Below are 20,678 nucleotides of genomic sequence, written 5' to 3'. Positions count from 1 at the left end.
CAAGGAAATCACTGGTTTTTTGTTAAGCAGATCATGTTTTAGTAATTATAGATGCATATGTGCTGAGGTTTTTTGAACGTTTCTTATTGAATTTGAGTGATTAACTTAAGTTCTCAATCGAAAGACTGAAATGCTAAAAGTCGGTGCCTTTGTCTGTGGACGTTTTGGCTTGTACTGAGGGTGTCTGGCTGTCATTATCCCAGCGGTAATTGCTTTATCTCCCCAAGCTGCCAGAAATCTCGGAGGATTCCCTTTGGTTAATATCAACCGCCTTTTTCCGCTATTTGCCTTACTTGGGGCTTGTACGGCGTATTTCATGCCCGCGTGGTTTAGCGGATTGAAAACCAGCATAGTGCCGCTGCTGGTGGTGATTATGTTATCCATGGGATTGACCTTAGATGTGCGGGATTTTGCCAATGCATTCAAGCAGAAGCGCGCCGTTATCACTGGCTTAATCTTGCAATTTACCCTAATGCCCTTAAGTGCCTTAGTCATTAGTTTGCTGTTAGGGCTCAATCGTGAATTGACCATAGGCATGGTGCTGGTGGGGAGCGTGGCGGGCGGCACGGCATCGAACGTGATCTGCTATTTGGCCAAGGGCGATGTCGCCTTATCTATCACAATGACGGCGCTATCCACCTTAGCGGGCGTGGTGCTCACCCCGTTGATTACTCAGCTGTTAATCGGTGAGATGGTCGCCATTCCTTTAATGGATATGTTAGTCAGCCTCGTTAAAATCGTGCTTATCCCAGTGACTGTGGGTGTGGTGTTGAATCATTTCTTTAAACCGCAGGTGGCTAAACTTGCTCCTGCATTACCCATCATTTCTATCGTGGCTATTGTACTGGCCATCAGCATTATTGTGGCCTTAAATGCGGGCCAATTTACGCAGGTAGGGCCTGTGATTTTACTCGCAGTGTTTCTACATAATGGCTTGGGACTCGCCTTGGGTTATACGTGTTGCCGCTTGCTCGGCTTTAACCAAACAGTGTGTAAAACCATTTCGATTGAGGTGGGGCTGCAAAACTCAGGCCTTGCGACCGCGTTATGCATCAAGTTTTTTAGCCCGCTCTCCGCCGTTCCCAGCGCAATTTTCTCGATTTGGCATAATTTATCGGGCGCTATGCTGGCGGGATATTGGGCGAGAGAATTGCAAGATAAGTGAGGTATTTGCTCTAAAAATAGATGGGTAGACAATGTCTGTGGCTGTAGCAAGAGCGGCTACAGGTATAATTTTATGTTCACCTATGCGGCTCCTGTTTGTGGTTAATTAGCTGATAATAAGGGGATATTAATAGATTCAAAGTGATTATCTTCTATTTCTTTATTTTGACAAAATCCTAATTACCAATAAGTATAACTGCATATTTTAGTAAATATTCAAGGATGAGTTTGCATGCTTTTAAGGTGTAGTTACTTTTTATTTATACAGTTATTTTTTCATGTAGTGGTCGTGACAGCGAGTGGAAATGATCTTCCTGTGGCTGATAGAAATATTTTACGTATCGAGCAGCCTGGAGAAATACAATATCAAAGTACCCTAATTCAAACTGAGTCTGCTAATGTTTTAGTATACGAGTCTTGGGGCGGACACGATATGAAGCATGGTCGGTTACGTTACTCTCAATTAAGTATGAATAATGGAAAAATAGTCGCCGATACTCCCAGAAACCTTAAAATCGGCAGCGATTCAGCGGTGGTAACTTCATTGAGTAAAATAACGCTGAATAGTATTGATTGGTTGTACTATATCGAAGCTAAAAGCTTTAACGCTGAAGCGAGTCTTTTTAGAGCTAAGCTAGACGCAGGGAAACTGATTGAGCAAGAGGCAGTTTTATTAACATTCCCTATAGCCCCCTCTAGTAACATTAGATTGCATCTAATAGATGGAAATAAAGTTGCTCTTGTTTTCACAGGGAAGAAGTGTTGTGAGCTTTACTTCTCAATCAGTGATGATGGATTAATTTTTAATCGTCCTTCTGAACTTGGAAATACAGGGTTCATGCCTTTTCTTTCATCGTTTCCCGGTGGTGAAATAGTCTATTTTTTTCAAAAATCCATACACACAAGTAAAACTCAGCCCAGCGGTAAACCCGTCTATATTACTAAGACTCACTTTAGAATATCCAGTAATTTAGGGAATACTTGGACAGAGGCTGTACCTATTAATTTGATAGATGTGACTGTGCACGATGCTAAGGCGGTTATCAGATTAGATGGCAATATTGATGTTTATTATGTTTATCCTATTCAGGAAGATAGGGGATTATCCCTGTGGCGTCGATGTCTGAATCCACATGGTCAATTAGGTTCTGAGGAGTTAGTGGTTGACCCCAGTTTCGGCAATATTGCTAAGCCGACTCCCCATCGTCTTAAAAATGGGGAATTGCTCATTACATTTGTCGAACAAGGAAAAGTCGTATTAGAAGGTTACCATAACCTTCATGCAGCAATTATCTCCCGTGATGCTAACTGTCATTTTGAGCAAGATGGGCCTGACCAATAGTCGTGACTTGATGTGTTTTATGAAGTTAACTCACTAATAAACCAATCAATAACTAAGTGAAACCCCTCGCGAGTCATTACTCGCAAGGTTTTTTCGGTAGTGGGTGAACAAATATTAGTTTAAAGCCTAAAATGTGCGACTACGCCTGTTAACTGTTCCTTGGTGGCGGCCAAAGAGGTCGCACTATTGAGGGTCGCTTTACCACTTTGATTTAACTCTTCAACCATTTCGCGAATGGTATTCAAGTTACGATTAATCTCTTCACTGACAGCGCTTTGTTCTTCGGCGGCAGTCGCGATTTGATTGCTCAATCCATTGATATCAAATACATAGGTGGTCAATGTCTCAAGGCTTTCAGTGACCAGCGTAGTGGTGTCCGCCGCGTCTTGGCAACTCTGTTTAGTCTCATCCATCGCATTAACGGCGCTGTTAGCACCCGTGCGTAGGCGTTCTAACATTTGATTGATTTCGGCCGTGCTCGCTTGGGTGCGAGCGGCGAGGGCGCGAACTTCGTCGGCGACGACGGCAAAGCCTCGGCCCTGTTCTCCGGCGCGTGCGGCTTCGATGGCGGCGTTAAGGGCGAGTAAGTTGGTTTGATCGGCGATATCTCCAATCACATCTAAGATGGTGGCGATATGGCGGGTGTTTTCATTCATTTCCGCTATGGTGTGAGCGGCAGTATCGACCTTACCGACTAAGGCGACGACAGTGTTTGCAGCCTGTTCGACAGCCTTTTTCGACTTATCTGCCTGTTCATTCGCCTGTTGGGTAAAGCGTGCGGCGGAGGCGGCATCACCAGCCACGTTATGGGCTGTTGCACTCATTTCGGTCATCGCCGTAACCACTTGGTCGGTTTCTACCGCATGGGTTTGCAATGCATGGCTATTGGCATTGGACTGCACATTCAACTGCCCAATTTGATCCGACATATGTTCAGAGGCCTGGGCAATATCGGAAATCATATGGCGCAAGTGATCAATCACTCGATCAAGATCGGCGCCAAGCGCACAGAGTTCGTTTTGACCACTGATTTGGGTCTTCTGGGTGAGATCGCCTGCGGCAAGGTGCTCTACAACCCGCTTGATTTGATTAACGATATTGACCAAACGTCTACTCATAAACAGGGCGCTTAGTAAGGAAGCGACTATGGCGATCAGAATTAAACCAAGGAGCAGCGCCTCGGTGGCATTGACTTTGTCTTCTGCCTGTTTGCCTAGTTCATGGTTGCGTTGGGTGATCAATTTGACTAATTGATTGATCTCATTGCTGACTTTTGGCCCAAGTGCGCCACGTTCTGGTGTGAGTTCAGGTTCGGTACCCGTTTGTTTGGCGTAGGCCAACTCCTGCTGATAGAGACGCACATATTGCTCGATTTGCGGTAATAGCGTGCGGATCGTTCTGGCATCTTGCCCCATAAAATCGGTGTTAAATTCTGCGAGTTGCTCGACAAGTTGCCGAACATTGCGTTGCTGCAAGCTGATGGCGTCGCTGTTATGGACTAAGGTGGCTAAGCGCAACTCGAAGAAAGACTCACGCACATTGGTGAAGGTTTCGGCGAGCTTGGTATTGTTGACGAGTCGACTGCTGGTGTTATTGAGTTCAGCAAAGCCCCGATAGGAGGAAATGCCGATAATGATCAATAAAATACTCGCAAACACTGAGGGCAGCGCCGTCAATGTGCTGGTTTTTGCATTGTTAAACATGGTGGCCTGCTGGGGTATGAATCAAGAAATGTTGTAATTAAATTACATATCTCAGCCATTTTAACGCTTGGATTCACACTGTCGCAAGGAGATAGTTTTGGTGATTTTGCTGTAGATTAATGTTTTAAAAAGGTTTGTTTTTATCGTGTTAATTGAGAATAGCGTACTGGTTGCTATTTTTTGTGTAATTAAGATTCAAAAAATTATCAGTTGATTGATTTTCATGGTGAAAATAAAGAGGGTGTAGCAGTCACTCTACAGCCTATTAACAGCGCAAAAGGTGATTGTGAGGCAAATCGCAAAACACACAAATGTTTATAAATGCATCTAGGGCGTGTCGACGTTTTGAGATTGCATTTCGTCTGCTCTACCAACGTAAGTGGTACTCATCCCTCGCTCCAATCGTTTACCTGCCATCTCCCGTGAATTTGCGGTCAGTCACAAAGCTTTGTATTGAATGTAAATGATATTGGTTATCATTTTGAATTAAGGTTGTTTTAATGTAGATTGTCGGCATTTCAAGCTAACACCGTTTAATCAATGATTATTGTCGAGGTTTTTATGGAATGTAGGGCGTTTAAGAAAAGTGCAATTGCCGCAATGGTTTCGAGTCTAGTGATGTCCTCAGCTTACGCGGCTGTGGACGCAGAATCTGCTGAACCGATTGAAAAAATTACTGTTTATGGTGAGAAAATCGAGCGTAGCCTTAAGGATACGACCTCTTCTATTTCGGTGATCGATAAGGACGCGCTAGACAGCGGTCAATACCAATCCACCTCGAGTGCCTTATCTGAGGTGCCTAACGTGGTAGTGCTAACGGGTTCGGTGCCGGATATTCGTGGTGTTTCAGGTAATGGCTCCGCCTCTGGATTTAACTCTTTTACTGGTGGCGCTCGGGCGCGGGTATCCACCTTAGTCGATGGTGTTGCTGAGCCTTTCGTTGCTGATCTCACTGGCGATACAGGTCTGTGGGATATCCAACAAATTGAGGTGTACCGTGGCCCACAATCGACGATCAACGGTCGTAACAGCATCGGCGGCACAGTGTTTATTAAAACCGAAGACCCTACCTTCGATTGGCAAGGTGCGGCTCGTGTCGGTTACCGTAATCAAGATAACTTTATCGACAGTGCGGTGATGCTCTCCGGTCCGATCCTCGATGATGAGTTGGCATTTAGGGTGAGTGGTCAAAACGTAACGGGGAATACCTTCAATAAAGGCTTAGAATATGAGACAAATCTCGCGACCTTTGACCTCAATGAACTGATCACCAATCGCTGGCGCGGTAAATTCCTGTGGCAGCCAAGTGCGATTGAGGATCTCAAAGTGCTCTATAGCTTTTCATACAATGATGAGAAAGGTGACTCAGGGCGCAACTATTTTACCGGCGATGCTCCCTGGGCGTTTAAGCCTATTTTCCAACGTTATATAGAGACTAAATCCACGACTCACTCAGTGAAAGTCGATTATGACCTCGGTGAAGGCCGCGCCTTCGATCTCATCGTCGCTTATATGGATTATGACTGGGGCTTTGAATCCTATGAAGCCCTCGCCACGGCGCAGCAATATGTGGATATGAAGGATGAGAGTTATACCGTTGATGGTAAATACAGTTTTGGCCTCAAGGATAAGGATTTCAACGGCTTTGTGGGTTTAGCCTATTTTAAACGTAGCCAAGATTTTGGGAGTACTGGCAGCTCTGTTTACAGTGGGGATGACAGCACTAAGTCTACCTCCATTTACGGTGAAATGACCTATGGACTCGCCGAGTCAGTCTGGATCACTGTCGGTGGCCGCGTGATGCGTGAGGAGCAACAGCGTAACTTCAATATGCGCTATCAGGGCCGCCAATTGCAGGAAAAACTCGATGATGCCAATACCGTCACACTGCCGAAGCTAGTGTTGCAATATGCGCTGAATGACAACACAACCCTGGCGGCCAGTGTTCGCCGTGGTTATAACTCGGGCGGTGGTGCACTGTCGTTAGCCGAAAGTGAGTATTACTACTACGACGAAGAGTACGTCAATACCTATGAACTCAGCAGTCGCAGCGCATTTATGGATGGCGATGTTAGCTTAAGTGCCAACCTCTTCTATAACGACTTTGATGGTTACCAAGCTTCTAACAGCGCCCGCAAAATTACCAATATTGATAAAGCGGTCAGTTATGGTATTGAGGCTGAATTTAATGCCATGCTAACCGACAATCTGCAGTTTATTTCGGGCGTTGGCTTACTCGATAGCGAGATCAAACAAGCGGATCCTAGCTATGGTGACATCATCGGTAATCAGCTGAACTCGGCGCCGCATATTACAGCCAATGCAGGATTAAAATACTGGTTGGGCGATGCGTTTTCTTTCGGTTTTTCAGGCAACTATGTGGGTGAGTATTATGCGGATATCAATAATACCGAATCACGGGTTGCAGGCGACTATGTGGTTGCCCGCTTAAGCCTAGATTATCAAACCGATAGCTGGAGAGTCAGCGGCTTTGTGAACAACTTATTTGATGAGCAGGCAATGACAGTGAATGAACCCGCAGGCCGCAGTTATCCCGATGGCTATGCGGCGATCATTGATCCCAGAAATCTTGGCGTCTCTGTGATGTATCGCTTCTAACCATTCTGTTTAACAGCACTATTTTTACCCATAAAAAAACCTCCACAGCATACTGTGGAGGTTTTGTTTTCAGCGTCTTTTACTCTTTATATTTCAAAGTGCCGGTGGCTTTGATTTCGTCGTACCACAGGTTGTGATGTTGGGTTGCCCAGTTTTCATCACAATAACCAGACACCATACACTCCATACCACCTTCTGACATCACGGTTGCCATGAAGATGTGTACGATAGAGAAGGCGCAGATCACGATAGCGCTCACTGAGTGCAATACCAGCGCGATTAAGCTTAAGGTGCGGCTAGGTTCGAACAGGTTAGGGAAGAGTAACAACATGCCAGAGGCAGAAATCACTAATCCGAACAGGGCAAAGGCCCAGAACCACATTTTCTCACCGGCGTTGGCAAAACCTGCGTCAGGGTGCTTACCTTTGAATGGACCAAAGTTGATGTAGCCACCTACAACTAGGAACCACTTCACGTCGTACATTTTTGGCAGCTGGTTCTTCGCCCATAACACTGTCATCAATGCCCAACCCACCATAAAGGGAATAGCCATTACATCGTGGATTTGCTTAGCACCATAGACTATGGCTTCCCAGATGCCTTCGCTGAGCCAAGGTTGGAAGAAGAAGCGACCCGCTAATAAAGTTAGGCCCGTTAAAATCAACATTAAGCACGGGATCGCGCCTAACCAGTGGATTGAAACGTCAAACTTTGACCAGCGATACACTAGCTTGCCCGAAAAACCATGGTGTAGCTTGGAGATGCCGTTCACCTTGATAAATAAGACAAAGATAATGATCATGCCGAATAACGCCGCCATTAAAGCCGGTGCTAACCAGTCGCTACGCAGTTCGAGCACCCGCAGATCATAGGTATTGATCGGCTGCGCGTGGAACTCGCTTTGGGAGGTAGTGTATCCCGTGGCGCCGTCCTTCAGCTGTGCCCAAATTTGGGCATCAGAGGCTTGAGGTTGGAGCGCCTGTTCATCACCACCATTGGCTAGACACACAGCACTAAACAGCAGTGCTATGGCTAAACCTATGTGTTTGAACCATTTGTTCATCATACATCCTCTCTCACTTAGTGGCGCCTGCCAGCAGGCGCCAAGCTAAGTCTGTGGACAGATCCTGTGACCTGAATTAATTCCAAGCCGCGTTTTTAGCACCACGGTAAGCCACACGCTCACGGAAGATGTTCGAAACAACTTCTGCATCACCCGCTAACAGGGCCTTAGTGGCACACAGTTCTGCGCACATTGGCAGTTTGCCTTCGGCAATACGGTTTGAACCGTATTTCTGGCGCTCTGCATCTGAGTGGTTTTCTTCTGGGCCGCCGGCACAGAAGGTACATTTATCCATCTTACCGCGGCTACCAAAGGCACCTTTTTTCGGGAACTGTGGTGCGCCAAATGGGCAGGCGTACAAGCAGTAACCGCAACCAATACAAGCATCTTTGTCGTGTAACACGATGCCGTCTTCAGTTTTGTAGAAGCAGTTTGCTGGGCAAACCGCCATACAAGGCGCGTCAGAGCAATGCATACAGGCGACAGAGATAGAGGCTTCGCCTGGTTGACCATCATTGATAGTCACTACGCGGCGACGTTGGATACCCCACTCGAGAGCGGAATCGTTTTCGTTTTTACATGCGGTGACACAGCCGTTACATTCGATGCAGCGCTTGGTGTCACACAAAAATTTCATTGTAGCCATAGTGGCAATTCTCCTAGCTTAAGCTGCACTTACGCTTTAACGATCTGACAGAGCGACGCTTTGGTTTCCTGCATTTGAGTCACAGGGTCATAACCATAGGTTAGTGCCGTGTTAGCGGATTCACCGATAACATAAGGCACAGTGCCCTCAGGGTAGTTAGGCGCTAAGCTTTCACCGTGCATCACACCCGCAAAGTGGTATGGCATAAAGGTCACACCTGGTTTAACGCGTGGCGTTACCAGAGCTTGTACTTTAATGCGGCCACCTTCGGCGCCCTCTAACCACACAAACTCACCGTTGCGGATACCGCGGTCGGCTGCGTCACCTGGGTTGATTTCAACGTACATTTCCTGTTGAAGCTCAGCCAGCCATGGGTTAGAACGAGACTCTTCACCACCACCCTCGTATTCCACTAAGCGACCTGAGGTCAGGACGAGTGGGTACTTGCCACTTAGGTCTTTCTCTTGGATTGACTTGTACAGTGTTGGCAGACGATGAACTTGCATGTCGTCGTAGGTTGGGTACTTAGCCACTAAGTCACGACGTGCTGTGTATAACGGTTCGCGGTGAACTGGTACTTGGTCTGGGAAGGTCCAAACGATACAACGGGCTTTAGCGTTACCAAATGGAATACAACCGTGCTTGATTGCCACGCGCACGATACCGCCTGATAAGTCGGTCTTCCAGTTGCGGCCTTCGGCTTCGGCTTTTTCTTCCGCAGTCAGGTCATCCCACCAACCGAGTTGCTTAAGCAGCTTGTCGGTAAATTCTGGGTAACCGTCTTGGATCTCGGCACCTTTAGAGAATGTGCCTTCAGCCAGCAGGTTTTTACCATTGTATTCAACGCCGTAACGAGCGCGGAAGTTACCGCCACCGTCTTTAACGTGTTTGGATTGGTTATACAGAATTTGGGTACCAGGGTGTTTAGCTTCTGGTGTGCCCCAACATGGCCAAGGTAAACCGTAGGTTTCGCCCTTCGCTGGGCCGCCTGCGGCTTCGAGTGTCTTGTTGCTGAAGGTGCCCCAGTTTTGGGTGTGCAGCTTGATACGCTCTGGGCTTTGGCCTGTCATACCGATTGTCCACATACCACGATTGATTTCGCGGGTGATGTCTTCAATCACAGGTAAATCATTTTCTTTGGCAATGTGTTTAGTGTACTGCTCGGCGATACCGAGTTTTTGCGCTAAACGGTACATGATTTCGATGTCGGTTTTTGACTCGAATAGAGGTTGGATAACCTGCTCACGCCATTGAATAGAACGGCCTGAGTTAGATACTGAACCTTGAGTTTCAAACTGAGTCGCCGCAGGTAACAGATACACGCCATTCTTACGACGGTGCATCACACCCGCCATGGTTGGGAATGGGTCGACAACCACTACTGTGTCCATCTTGTCTAAGGCATCACGCACTTCGCGTTGACGGGTTTCAGTGTTGACCGATTGACCCCAGAAGAAGGCCATACGGATATTGTCTTTCTGAGCCAGTTTGCTCTTGTCTTCTAACACACCATCGTGCCAGCGAGAACAAGGAATACCTGGGGTGGTCATTGGATCTTTGCCTAAGTAGGCGTTTTGATCGAAGCGACTCTTCACCCACTCCATATCCAGATCCCATACGTGGGTCCAGTGAGTCCAAGCTGCTGAGGTTAAACCGTAGTAACCAGGCAGGTTGTCGAATAACAGACCTAAGTCAGTCGCGCCCTGTACGTTATCGTGACCACGGAAAATGTTAGTACCGCCACCAGAAACGCCCATGTTGCCTAAGGCTAATTGCAGAATACAGTAAGCGCGGGTGTTAGCATTACCTACGTGGTGCTGAGTACCACCCATACACCAAATCACAGTACCTGGACGGTTTTCCGCCATCAGTTTCGCGGCTTGATAAATGACTTCTTCACTTACGCCAGTGATATCCGCCACTTCTTTAGGTGGGAATTTTTTCGCTTCTTCGCGGATGGTTTCCATCTCGAATACGCGTTGTTGGATAAAGGTTTTATCTTCCCAACCGTTTTCGAAAATGTGCCATAACATCCCGTAGATAAAAGGAATGTCGGTACCTGGACGAATCGCGCAGTGTAGATCTGAGTGGGCCGCAGTGCGAGAGAAACGTGGGTCAACGACGATGATTTTCGCGTTGTTTTTCTCTTTAGCGATCAGAATGTGTTGCATAGATACAGGATGCGCTTCCGCTGGGTTTGCCCCGATCAGGAAGATGGCATTAGCATTCTGAATGTCGTTGAAAGAGTTAGTTTGCGCACCGTAACCCCAAGTGTTAGCAACACCGGCTACCGTGGTAGAGTGACAAATACGAGCTGAGTGGTCGACGTTGTTTGTGCCCCACATGGCCGCCAGTTTGCGGTACATATAGCAGCCTTCGTTAGAGAACTTAGCGCTACCCATGAAGTAAACAGAGTCAGGGCCAGATTCTTTACGAATGTTGAGCATTTGGTCGCCCACTTCGTTAATCGCATCTTCCCAAGAGATTTTTTTCCACTTGCCATCAACCAATTTCATTGGGTATTTCAGGCGTTTTTCACCGTGGCCATGCTCACGCAGTGCAGCACCTTTAGCACAGTGACCGCCGGCGTTGAATGGGTGATCGAATGCTGGTTCTTGACCCGTCCACACACCATTTTGCACTTCGGCATAAAGACCACAACCCACAGCACAGGCACTACAAATCGTACGTTTAACTTCGATTGGCGCGTCGTGTGGCACATCTTTGGCTTCTGCGCGGCGCATCATGCCTGTACCCAACAGAGAAGCGGCAGCGATACCACCGGTAGTAATACCTGCTTGCTTCATAAATTGACGACGGCTAATGCCTAACGTCGGTTTGTCGGCCACTTGGGCGACATCGGACTTGCGAGTTAACTTCATCGCTGACTTCTCCTAGATTAGCTACGCAGGCTATCGTAATAGCTGATAATGTGCGCAGTTTCGTGGTAACCCTTAGGCTCTTTAGTTGTTACCTTGCTGCTCTCGCTGGCTTGGGCTGCACTGATGCCAGTTGCGGCAATTGCGGCGCCGGCTACGCTGCCAACGGTGAGTGCTTTAAGCAAAGAACGGCGAGATAAATCGCTAGGTTGTTGCTTCATGCTGACTCCTGAATGAGGGTTATGGTTTTTGGGATGGCGCGACTTTTCGAGGAATAGAGCTTGTTATCAAAAAGTGAAGATTAGAGGTGAAAAAGATAATGAAATCATCTTGCTTGCCGTTAATCATCGCGCGTGAGGGCAATATAGTAGGAAAAGATTGAGTAGGATTTGATCTAGAACAGTTTGTGACCTGACAAGCAGGGGCTGTGATGCAAAAGCGTTAACTCGCTCAAGGTTTCAGCACTTGTGTGATCGCAAAAAACTGCTTGGTTTTCGGATGAAAATGAAATGCTTGTTAATGGTTTGTAGATGGTTTTAGGGTAAAAAACACCCCGCAGTGCGAGGTGTTTTTATCGGATTAAAGCATCACGCTTTAGTTAGTCTTTATAACGTAGACTGCCGTTGGCTTTGATTTCGTCATACCATAAATTGTGGTGCTGGATTGCCCAGTTTTCATCACAATAGCCTGACTTCATACACTCCATACCGCCTTCACTGAGTACGGTCGCCATCCAGATATGCACAATAGTAAATGCAATCAGGATAACGGCACTGATCGAGTGGATCAGCAGCGCGCCCATAGAGGCTTCACGGGGCAGGTCTAAGCCGGGTAGAACCAACATGATGCCAGACACACTGATAAACAGCCCGAATAGGGTCAGTGTCCAGAACCACATTTTCTCACCCGCGTTGGCGAAACCACTGTCAGGGTGTTTACCTTTGAATGGGCCAAAGTTGATATAGCCACCCACTACTAAGAACCATTTAAGATCGTACATCTTAAAGGTTTGTAGCGGCATCCATTTCACCACGCAGACAATCCATGCCGCGATAAAAATAGGGCCAGCCCAGTCATGCACGGTTTTACTGCCGTAGATCAGCGGTGCCCAGAGATCAGGCCCGAGCAGCTCTTGCACGACATGCTTACCGAGCATAATGGTTAAGCCGGTAAACATCAGTGTGAGACAGCTAATTGCCATGATCCAGTGGATCCACAGATCCGCCTTAGACCAACGAGCAACCATCTTGCCTGAAAAGCCGTGACTGAGTCTTGAAGGACCATTCACCAGATAAAATAGTAAGAAAGCACCAAACACACCCGTTACAGCCAAGGCCATGACTGGGGTGAGGTATTCGTTTCTCAGTTCTTTACCTTGGTTACCGGCAACGTTAATCAACACCCCAGTTTCGACCCCTTTGGCTGTGGTATAGCCGGCATCGCCTGCTTTTACCGCGCGCCACAGATCGGCTTCGCTGGTTTGCGCTTTCGCCTGTTGTTGACTCGACTGCTGATCACTTGCCTGTACTGGACTTGCGCTCATTACTGAACCTAGGCCCAATCCCATCACGAGTACCATCAGAGCAAACAGACTGCGCAGTGATTTGTTTAACTGTTTGTTTAACATTTTCACTCCTTGCCAGAGGTTAGGGATGACTCCCTAACCTTCACTCTGCTTAGTTAATCTCACCGGTCTTTGGGTTGTAGCCCCAAATCACGTTAGGATTGCCTCGAGAAGCCATACGTTCACGGTAGATGTTTGATACCACTTCCGCATCACCCGCAAGCAGCGCTTTGGTTGAACAAAGCTCAGCACACATAGGTAGCTTGCCTTCAGCAATACGGTTGGCACCGTATTTCTTGTGCTCGGCTTCGGAGAAGGTTTCTTCTGGGCCACCGGCACAGAAGGTACACTTGTCCATTTTACCGCGGCTACCGAAGGCGGTTTTCTTCGGAAATTGTGGCGCACCAAACGGACAGGCATAGAAGCAGTAGCCACAACCGATACAGGTATCTTTGTTGTGTAGAACAATGCCATCGTCGGTACGGTAGAAACAATCTGCCGGACATACGGCCATGCAAGGTGCGTCGGTACAGTGCATACATGCTACTGAAATCGATGCTTCACCTGGTTGACCATCGTTAATCGTCACCACGCGGCGACGTTGAATACCCCACTCAAGCGCGGAGTCGTTTTCGTTTTTACATGCTGTGACGCAGCCGTTACACTCGATGCAGCGTTTGGTGTCACATAGAAATTTCATGACTGCCATAATGGCTTATCTCCTCATCAAGTAGGTTAGGCTTTGCTAATTTGGCAAAGGCTGGACTTAGTTTCTTGCATCTGAGTCACAACGTCATAGCCATAGGTTAGAACAGTGTTTGCCGATTCACCTTGTACATAAGGTACTGTACCTTCTGGGTAATTCTTCACGAGGCTTTCACCTTCGAAGATACCTGCGAAGTGGTATGGCATAAAACACTCACCCGCAATAACCCGTGGGGTTACCATTGCCTTAACCGTGATCTTGGCGCCTTCAGGGCTATGAACAAAGACATTGTCACCGTCACGAATACCACGGTCTGCAGCATCTGCAGGGCTGATTTCGATGAACATTTCTTGTTGTAGCTCGGCAAGCCATGGGTTAGAGCGAGATTCTTCACCACCACCTTCGAATTCCACTAAACGACCAGAGGTCAGTGCCAGTGGGAAATCTTTGGCGAAGTCCTTGTCCTGAATTGACTTATACAGGGTCGGTAGACGGGCAACCATACGGTCTTCGTAGGTTGGGTACTTAGCGACTAAGTCACGGCGAGGAGTGTAGAGTGGTTCGCGGTGCAGCGGGATATCGTCTGGGAAGGTCCAAACGATACAACGAGCCTTCGCGTTACCATAAGGGATACAACCGTGTTTGATGGCAACACGTTGGATACCGCCAGAAATGTCAGTTTTCCAGTTTTTGCCTTCGGCGTGTTTTTTCTCATCTTCGGTTAAATCATCCCACCAACCGAGTTGCTTGAGCATATCGGCAGTAAATTCAGGATAACCGTCTTGGATTTCAGAGCCTTTTGAATAAGTGCCTTCAGCCAGAATGTTTACACCGTTGTGTTCAACACCATAACGGGCACGGAAGGTACCGCCACCGTCTTTCACTTCTTTAGATTGATCGTAAAGGATCTGAGTGCCAGGGTGTTTCATTTCTGGCGTGCCCCAACATGGCCAAGGTAAACCGTAGGTTTCGCCCTTAGCAGGGCCGCCTGGCGCCTGTAGGCTGTTAACATCGAACGTGCCCCAGTTTTCTTGGTGCATTTTTAAACGTTCTGGGCTTTGGCCTGTGTAACCTACGGTCCACATACCTTTGTTGAATTCGCGGGTCACATCTTCAATTAATGGCTCTTCGCCATTTACTTGAATGTGCTTACAGAATTCTTTTTCGATACCTAGCTTTTTCGCCAGTTTGTACATGATCACGTGGTCTGGTAGTGATTCAAACAGGGGCTCGATCACTTTTGAACGCCATTGTACAGAGCGGTTGGTCGCCGATACTGAACCGTAGGTTTCGAATTGGGTTGACGCTGGCAGTAAGTAAACACCATCGGTACGGGTATGCATAACACCAGCCATGGTTGGGATTGGATCCACAACGACAACAGTGTCTAGCTTGTTCAGTGCTTCACGCACTTCGCGACCACGGGTTTCAGTGTTGACAGATTGACCCCAGAAGAAAGCTAGACGGATGTTATCCTTCTGCGCGATCTTGGTTTTATCTTCCAGTACACCATCGTGCCAACGCGAACAAGGAATACCGGTCGAGGTTTGTGGTGTTTGACCTAAGTATTCGCCTTGGTCAAAACGGCCTGCAACCCATTTTGGATCTAAGTCCCAAACGTTAGACCAGTGAGCCCAAGCGCCAGAGGTTAAACCGTAGTAGCCGGGTAAGTTGTCGAATAACAGACCGAAGTCCGTTGCACCTTGCACGTTATCGTGACCACGGAAAATGTTAGTACCACCGCCTGATACGCCCATGTTGCCCAGTGCTAACTGTAAAATACAGTATGAACGGGTATTAGAGTTACCTACGTGGTGCTGAGTACCCCCCATACACCATACGATAGTGCCAGGTTTGGTCTCAGCGAGCATTTTCGCAACGCGGTACATTTGTGCCTTAGAGACACCAACAATGTTTTCTACTTCCTCTGGGGTAAATTTCTTAACCTCTTCACGGATACGTTCCATGCCGTATACGCGTTGCGTGATAAACTCTTTGTCTTCCCAGCCGTTTTCAAAAATGTGCCATAACAGACCATAGATGAACGGAATATCGGTACCTGGGCGGATATGCACGTACTCATCAGACTTAGCAGCAGTACGGGTGAAACGAGGGTCAACTACGATAACTTTAGCGCCACGCTCTTTAGCCACCAAAATGTGTTGCATGGCGACAGGGTGTGCTTCACTTGGGTTTGAACCCACAAACATGACGCACTTAGAGTTGCGAATATCGTTAATCGAGTTAGTTTGCGCACCGTAGCCCCAAGTGTTAGCAACACCGGCTACCGTGGTAGAGTGGCAAATACGGGCTGAGTGGTCGACGTTGTTTGTGCCCCACAGTGCCGCGAGTTTGCGATATAAATAAGCTTGTTCGTTAGAAAACTTAGCGCTACCCATAAAGTAGATAGAGTCTGGACCCGATTCTTGACGAATTGCAGTCATCTTATCGCCTACTTCGTTGATCGCTTGTTCCCAAGAGATCTTCTTCCACTTACCGCCTTCTAACTTCATTGGGTATTTGAGGCGTTTTTCACCGTGGCCGTGTTCGCGCAGTGCGGCACCTTTAGCGCAGTGGCCGCCTTGGTTGAAGGGATGGTCGAACGCGGGTTCTTGACCTGTCCACACACCGTTTTGCACTTCAGCATAGATACCACAACCCACTGCGCAGTGAGAGCAAATGGTACGTTTGACTTCAGTCGGTGCATTATGGGGGATATGTTCCTGCGCCTGTGCTTTACGCATCATGCCTGTTCCAAGCATTGAAGCGGCAGCAATACCACCAGTGGCAAGACCTGCAGATTTTAAGAATTGGCGACGGTTGAGACCGAGGGCGGGCACTTTAGGCTCGGCGACTTGGTCTGTTTTGCGGGTTAATCGCATCACACACACTCCTCTGGTTAGTTGTTTAACGACGCATAGTAGTTACGGATATGGTCGGTTTCGCGATAGTTGTCACTCTTAGGTTCGCTTGGGGCAACTGTTGGGGTGGCAGCCAGAGCTTGGCTACTGACAGTCGCTACCGCGCCAGCCGCACTGCCGAGTGCCAATGCTTTGAGCAATTGACGGCGGCCCATGTCGGAAGCTTGCTTCTTCATAGTGTCTCCTTGTGTTACTGGATGAGGTGATACATACCACGACCACCTCGGTTACTGTGGAAGCCTTGGCTTCCTTTTGTGGCAAAGGTGAACTTTAAGTCCACCTTTGCCTATCAAACTCAAACGCGATAGGCACAGGTAGGTGCATCGCTAACCCTGTTAAGCTTAGTTCATTAATTCCACTTGTTTTTCTAAATCGCTAGCCGCGGGTTGTAACTCGGCACTGCCAGGGCAATTAACCGGTATATCTAAACTCAGTTGTTCAAACGCAGCGGCTTCCATCTCGAAAAACGCCTTAGCGAGATGGGCTACCGTGGCGTAAAAGGCGGCGCTCGGGGCTTTACCGACGGCGTCGCAGAAGCGCTCAATCCAGCTGCCGATGTGGCGCTGATAGAACGCCAACTGGCGGTAGCCTGGGGCTTCGAGGATCAGCGTGCCCATCACTTCACAGAGGGCTGCTACATGATCTTCAGGTTCTTTAACGTTTTCTTCGCGCTCAAAACCTAACTGCATTAAGTCTTGGCGTAGCAGTGCTAATGGCTTATCCATGAGTGAGCCAGTCATAAACCAGCTGCCATAGGGCAAAATCTCGCCACAGCCTACCCCGAGGAACAGGGCAAAATACTCGTCTTCTAATTGTTCACTGGTGAACTGCTGTGCTGCCAATTGCAGGGATAACCAGGCTTTGGTCATCTCATTGTCTTCATTTGCATCGATTTCAAGATTGGCCAAAAATTGCAGCAGCTCAGGGCTAGGATGACGACGCAACAGGGCGGCCAACAGTTGATAGATATCGGATCTCAACTGATCGTTTTCTGATACTTGTCTTACTGATTCGGTCATAGCGGATCTCTTATCGCAGTTGCTTTTCAGGATCTTGAAGAATGTCTTCAAACATGTCTTTTACCCGGCAATCACCACACATTTTCAGGCGTTCAATATTGGCTGAGAATGCGCTGTGCGCGCCGACCATATCCAGCATCCGATGCACCATAGATTGGGTCGCAAAAGGAGAACCACAGCGAATACATTCGAATGGGGCTTCTTCTTTCAGGGTTTGTAGTTGCTGACGGGCAGCTTTATCAAAGTTAATTTGTGGCGTTAGGCTGATGACTTTTTCAGGACAAGCCGCCTCACACAAGCCACATTGCACACAATTTTGCTCAATAAAGTGTAGTGCAGGTTTGTCGCCACCATCTTGCAATGCCATAGTGGGACAAATCGCCACGCAGGACATACAGAGTGTACATTTCTCAACATTGACGCTGACGTTGCCATAGGGAACGTTGTTGATGTTTAAACAAGTGTCGATTTCACCCGCCTGGCTGTTCAGATGGTCAATCGCATCAAACAGAGTGGTGCGTTTTGTGGTTGATGCAAAGGCTCCGGGTACAATCACTGGCCAATCGAGGCTGATGTCGAGCATAGGCTCCAAATTCGCTAGCATGCTTGGGTCGATAAGACTCAGACGCTGCGGTTGGCCCATTTCATCTAAAATGCTGTTGGCTAAAGCCAGTTCACCTTTCAGCATTTGCGTCAGCGTCGGAGCGGTCGCCTCAGTATTGAGGATTAACACTTGGCGTGCACCCCAAGCCAATGCTGCTAACCAGTGGTCAATACTGGCAACGGTGATTTCTTCAAGGGCGACAGGGAGTAGATCCCCGGCTAAGTCGTCACTTATCAAGCTGGCGCCAACCGCATTGTCATGGAACAGGATCACGGGCGCGGTTTGGGCTTGCTCACGGTAACGGTTGATAATCTTATTCAGGTAAGAATGTAGTGCCTGTGGTGTGGGTAAGTCATAACCAATAGCACCCGTTGGGCAAGCGCTTGAGCAACTGCCTGCGCCGTGGCACAGGTAAGGATCGACCTCAATTTTTTTCGCGACACTGCTAATCGCATCGGCTGGGCAGAAGTTGAGGCAACGGTTACAGCCGTTGATGCCATTACGGTCATGGGCGCACAGGTCGGCATTGATCTTGACGTAACGGGGTTTATCAAACTGACCTACAAGCTCTGGGAGTTGCTCCAGCGCATCGGCAAGTTTGGCTTCGTCTTGACCAACATAAAAATAACCCGGCGGCAGCATCTCTAAATTCAAGCAAGGCGTGCTGCTTAAATCGAGTACCAAATCGAAATGGGGTTTACGAATGGCTACAACACTTAATTCTGCCGCGCCATCTTGATGCTCAACACTGACTTGGAATTGACCTAAAAATCCTTTAATGCCAATGAGTTTATTGTAGTAGCTTTCGACATCAGTCGCCGCAGCCATCACCCGCTCAAGGTGCGCTTCATCTTGGCTAGTAATCGCTTCGTTAGCCAAAATCACGCGGCTCGCCATAGTGGACAATTTGTCCGCTGCGAGGCGTGCGATATCTTCTGGGCCAATAATTAGCACAGTGCCTTCAGTGGTATAGCTCACTGTTGGTGGGATCAGATTCTGTAAAATCTGCGTTTGGGCTAACACATTTTGCCGCGCTTGTTTTAGCGCAAGCTGGGTTTGATTGGTCATCAAATGAGTGCTCACATTGCGTTCCTGAACAGTACTTTGGCTGCTCTTTTATAGCTGTTTGCTGCAGATTTAGGCGGTAATTTGAGACTAAGTCCTTGCCTTTTCTGCTTTTATCTAAGTTTTTATCCCTTAGTACAGCAATTCACATACCAAAGTTATGGACATAAAAATTAGCTAAACTGACATTAAACAACTGGCTTTTGCATCTGAGCGGCAGGCTCTGGTGCATTTTGGGGTAGGTCATCAGTCTCCCCATCCAAATTGTCCGCTATCTGCGTGTTTGCTAATTCGGTTTCGACATCACTGTTTTTTGATTCCATTGCATTTTCTGTATTCACCACCGCTTCGCTTGGGATTGAGGCCAAATCTTCGTCTGACTCTTCACTCTCTTTGGTGATAAAACGGAATACTTTTTGGGCTAACTCGGCGGACACCTCTGGCGTAAGCTTAGGTTGATTACTGTAGTCGAGCGCGTATTCCAAAAGGCCATCTATCTCATTGAAATGGGGCTGTTTCCACAATGCACGTAGCGCTGCCGTTTTGGCAGCAGGGTCAACATTGGCCCCCATAAACTTAGCAAAGCTGCCGCCAATCTCAATTTCTTCAGGATTGGGCAGCTCCTCCGCGGTGAGGATGCGGTTAGGATCCTCATCGGCTTGTGTGACAGAGTCCTGTAGCTCAGGCGTAGGCGCTGCTGACTCCACTGGAGTGTCAAGGTTAACTTCGGCAGGTTTCTCGGCCGTCGTTTGGGCTGCTAGTGCGGCTTCTTCGGCGGCGACTTGCTCACGGCGTTGGCTCCAACGGCTAAAGAAGCCATTTGCCTTTGGGGTTGAGTCAGTCATTAGTCCCTCCGTAATGGATCGCGGCTAGGGCCTTGATTTTTACGGTGATCGACGTGTTTTCGACGATAGGCGGCGATTTCAACTTCACCGTATTGGGTGATAAATGCTTCAATCCAGCAGGCGATTGCCTCTGGCATCAGCATATTGATAACTGGGGTATTGCCCTCAAGGCAACCTGCTGCAACATTTTGATCTGCCGAGAGTAACGCGGGTACCCAAGTACCGTCTGCCTTTTCATCGCAGACTAAGTACAGCATGGCATTGTCCATATCGAGGTTGATGCGGTAACTGGCGCGCTCATCTTTATGTAGTTCGAGCAGGACTAAGGTTGCGCCTTCGGGAGCTTCGTGGGTTGCGGGCAGTAGATGATCGATTTCCCATTGTACCGAGGTCCAACGACCCATTTGTTTCTCTACTTTTTTGAGTGAAACGTACATAGGCCAAACACTAGTGGTATGTTGCATTGTCTCTCCGTTTCAGCCGAGAGGGGGCGAACCTGAGCTAACGGTTCTCTTTCCCCTACTGATTGCGATAAAAG

Annotated in this window: 16 protein-coding genes; 3 read left to right on the top strand and 13 right to left on the bottom strand. The window is 48.0% G+C overall.

The window, feature by feature from the left end; genetic code table 11:
• The first annotated feature begins 253 nt into the window (after window positions 1-253).
• Window positions 254-1,165: a bile acid:sodium symporter family protein gene (locus ACK5NH_RS07445; protein ID WP_416918814.1), complete on the top strand. Its 912-nt coding sequence runs from the start codon at window positions 254-256 to the stop codon at window positions 1,163-1,165.
• A 315-nt stretch (window positions 1,166-1,480) separates the two neighbouring features.
• Window positions 1,481-2,506, top strand: coding sequence for a hypothetical protein (locus ACK5NH_RS07440; RefSeq protein WP_416918812.1), 1,026 nt, complete (start codon window positions 1,481-1,483; stop codon window positions 2,504-2,506).
• A gap of 119 nt (window positions 2,507-2,625) precedes the next feature.
• Here ACK5NH_RS07440 and ACK5NH_RS07435 read toward each other — a convergent pair whose 3' ends face one another.
• On the bottom strand, window positions 2,626-4,209 hold the full coding sequence (locus tag ACK5NH_RS07435) for a methyl-accepting chemotaxis protein (RefSeq protein ID WP_416918810.1): 1,584 nt from the start codon (window positions 4,207-4,209) through the stop codon (window positions 2,626-2,628).
• 561 nt (window positions 4,210-4,770) lie between these two features.
• Here ACK5NH_RS07435 and ACK5NH_RS07430 point away from each other — a divergent pair.
• Complete coding sequence (locus ACK5NH_RS07430; protein ID WP_416918808.1) at window positions 4,771-6,828, top strand: TonB-dependent receptor; 2,058 nt, start codon at window positions 4,771-4,773, stop codon at window positions 6,826-6,828.
• A gap of 79 nt (window positions 6,829-6,907) precedes the next feature.
• On the opposite strand, the gene ACK5NH_RS07425 is transcribed toward ACK5NH_RS07430, so the two are convergent.
• The 12 genes from ACK5NH_RS07425 to ACK5NH_RS07370 all read right to left on the bottom strand — a co-directional run bounded on the left by ACK5NH_RS07425 (window position 6,908) and on the right by ACK5NH_RS07370 (window position 20,604).
• Complete coding sequence (locus ACK5NH_RS07425) at window positions 6,908-7,891, bottom strand: formate dehydrogenase subunit gamma (protein WP_416918806.1); 984 nt, start codon at window positions 7,889-7,891, stop codon at window positions 6,908-6,910.
• Between the two features lie 76 nt (window positions 7,892-7,967).
• Complete coding sequence (gene fdh3B / locus ACK5NH_RS07420) at window positions 7,968-8,537, bottom strand: formate dehydrogenase FDH3 subunit beta (RefSeq protein WP_416918804.1); 570 nt, start codon at window positions 8,535-8,537, stop codon at window positions 7,968-7,970.
• 29 nt (window positions 8,538-8,566) lie between these two features.
• Window positions 8,567-11,419: a molybdopterin-dependent oxidoreductase gene (locus tag ACK5NH_RS07415; RefSeq protein WP_416918802.1), complete on the bottom strand. Its 2,853-nt coding sequence runs from the start codon at window positions 11,417-11,419 to the stop codon at window positions 8,567-8,569.
• A 17-nt stretch (window positions 11,420-11,436) separates the two neighbouring features.
• Window positions 11,437-11,637 (bottom strand): twin-arginine translocation signal domain-containing protein, encoded by a 201-nt coding sequence (locus tag ACK5NH_RS07410; RefSeq protein WP_011074131.1) that lies wholly within the window; start codon window positions 11,635-11,637, stop codon window positions 11,437-11,439.
• Between the two features lie 377 nt (window positions 11,638-12,014).
• Window positions 12,015-13,043 (bottom strand): formate dehydrogenase subunit gamma, encoded by a 1,029-nt coding sequence (locus ACK5NH_RS07405; RefSeq protein WP_416918800.1) that lies wholly within the window; start codon window positions 13,041-13,043, stop codon window positions 12,015-12,017.
• 49 nt (window positions 13,044-13,092) lie between these two features.
• The gene (fdh3B, locus tag ACK5NH_RS07400; protein ID WP_416918798.1) at window positions 13,093-13,689 is read right to left on the bottom strand and encodes a formate dehydrogenase FDH3 subunit beta; all 597 of its coding nucleotides are present in this window, start codon (window positions 13,687-13,689) and stop codon (window positions 13,093-13,095) included.
• A 26-nt stretch (window positions 13,690-13,715) separates the two neighbouring features.
• Window positions 13,716-16,568 (bottom strand): molybdopterin-dependent oxidoreductase, encoded by a 2,853-nt coding sequence (locus ACK5NH_RS07395; RefSeq protein ID WP_416918998.1) that lies wholly within the window; start codon window positions 16,566-16,568, stop codon window positions 13,716-13,718.
• 17 nt (window positions 16,569-16,585) lie between these two features.
• A complete protein-coding gene (locus ACK5NH_RS07390) occupies window positions 16,586-16,783 on the bottom strand; it encodes a twin-arginine translocation signal domain-containing protein (protein ID WP_011074127.1) in 198 nt (65 codons plus the stop codon).
• Window positions 16,784-16,948: 165 nt separating this feature from the next.
• Entirely contained in the window at window positions 16,949-17,626 is a 678-nt protein-coding gene (locus ACK5NH_RS07385) for a TorD/DmsD family molecular chaperone (RefSeq protein ID WP_416918796.1), read from the bottom strand.
• 10 nt (window positions 17,627-17,636) lie between these two features.
• Complete coding sequence (locus tag ACK5NH_RS07380) at window positions 17,637-19,298, bottom strand: 4Fe-4S binding protein (RefSeq protein ID WP_416918996.1); 1,662 nt, start codon at window positions 19,296-19,298, stop codon at window positions 17,637-17,639.
• Between the two features lie 185 nt (window positions 19,299-19,483).
• Window positions 19,484-20,140, bottom strand: a complete 657-nt coding sequence (locus tag ACK5NH_RS07375; RefSeq protein ID WP_416918794.1) for a DUF3306 domain-containing protein — start codon at window positions 20,138-20,140, stop codon at window positions 19,484-19,486.
• Window positions 20,140-20,604 (bottom strand): DUF3305 domain-containing protein, encoded by a 465-nt coding sequence (locus ACK5NH_RS07370; protein WP_416918792.1) that lies wholly within the window; start codon window positions 20,602-20,604, stop codon window positions 20,140-20,142. The genes ACK5NH_RS07375 and ACK5NH_RS07370 overlap by 1 nt, the downstream gene beginning before the upstream one ends.
• Window positions 20,605-20,678: the final 74 nt, after the last annotated feature.

Origin of the sequence: Shewanella sp., from assembly GCF_047975355.1 — a bacterium.
Classification (GTDB): Bacteria; Pseudomonadota; Gammaproteobacteria; order Enterobacterales; family Shewanellaceae; genus Shewanella.
Note: the sequence above shows the minus strand (reverse complement) of the source record. Positions and strands in the feature narration are given on the sequence as shown.

What these genes read in the sequence shown, in the direction of transcription:
- ACK5NH_RS07435 (WP_416918810.1), bottom strand. Translation starts at nt 4,209, where the DNA reads ATGTTTAACAATGCAAAAACCAGCACATTGACGGCGCTGCCCTCAGTG.
- ACK5NH_RS07430 (WP_416918808.1), top strand. Translation starts at nt 4,771, where the DNA reads ATGGAATGTAGGGCGTTTAAGAAAAGTGCAATTGCCGCAATGGTTTCG.
- ACK5NH_RS07425 (WP_416918806.1), bottom strand. Translation starts at nt 7,891, where the DNA reads ATGAACAAATGGTTCAAACACATAGGTTTAGCCATAGCACTGCTGTTT.
- fdh3B (WP_416918804.1), bottom strand. Translation starts at nt 8,537, where the DNA reads ATGGCTACAATGAAATTTTTGTGTGACACCAAGCGCTGCATCGAATGT.
- ACK5NH_RS07415 (WP_416918802.1), bottom strand. Translation starts at nt 11,419, where the DNA reads ATGAAGTTAACTCGCAAGTCCGATGTCGCCCAAGTGGCCGACAAACCG.
- ACK5NH_RS07410 (WP_011074131.1), bottom strand. Translation starts at nt 11,637, where the DNA reads ATGAAGCAACAACCTAGCGATTTATCTCGCCGTTCTTTGCTTAAAGCA.
- ACK5NH_RS07405 (WP_416918800.1), bottom strand. Translation starts at nt 13,043, where the DNA reads ATGTTAAACAAACAGTTAAACAAATCACTGCGCAGTCTGTTTGCTCTG.
- fdh3B (WP_416918798.1), bottom strand. Translation starts at nt 13,689, where the DNA reads ATGGCAGTCATGAAATTTCTATGTGACACCAAACGCTGCATCGAGTGT.
- ACK5NH_RS07395 (WP_416918998.1), bottom strand. Translation starts at nt 16,568, where the DNA reads ATGCGATTAACCCGCAAAACAGACCAAGTCGCCGAGCCTAAAGTGCCC.
- ACK5NH_RS07390 (WP_011074127.1), bottom strand. Translation starts at nt 16,783, where the DNA reads ATGAAGAAGCAAGCTTCCGACATGGGCCGCCGTCAATTGCTCAAAGCA.
- ACK5NH_RS07385 (WP_416918796.1), bottom strand. Translation starts at nt 17,626, where the DNA reads ATGACCGAATCAGTAAGACAAGTATCAGAAAACGATCAGTTGAGATCC.
- ACK5NH_RS07380 (WP_416918996.1), bottom strand. Translation starts at nt 19,298, where the DNA reads ATGACCAATCAAACCCAGCTTGCGCTAAAACAAGCGCGGCAAAATGTG.
- ACK5NH_RS07375 (WP_416918794.1), bottom strand. Translation starts at nt 20,140, where the DNA reads ATGACTGACTCAACCCCAAAGGCAAATGGCTTCTTTAGCCGTTGGAGC.
- ACK5NH_RS07370 (WP_416918792.1), bottom strand. Translation starts at nt 20,604, where the DNA reads ATGCAACATACCACTAGTGTTTGGCCTATGTACGTTTCACTCAAAAAA.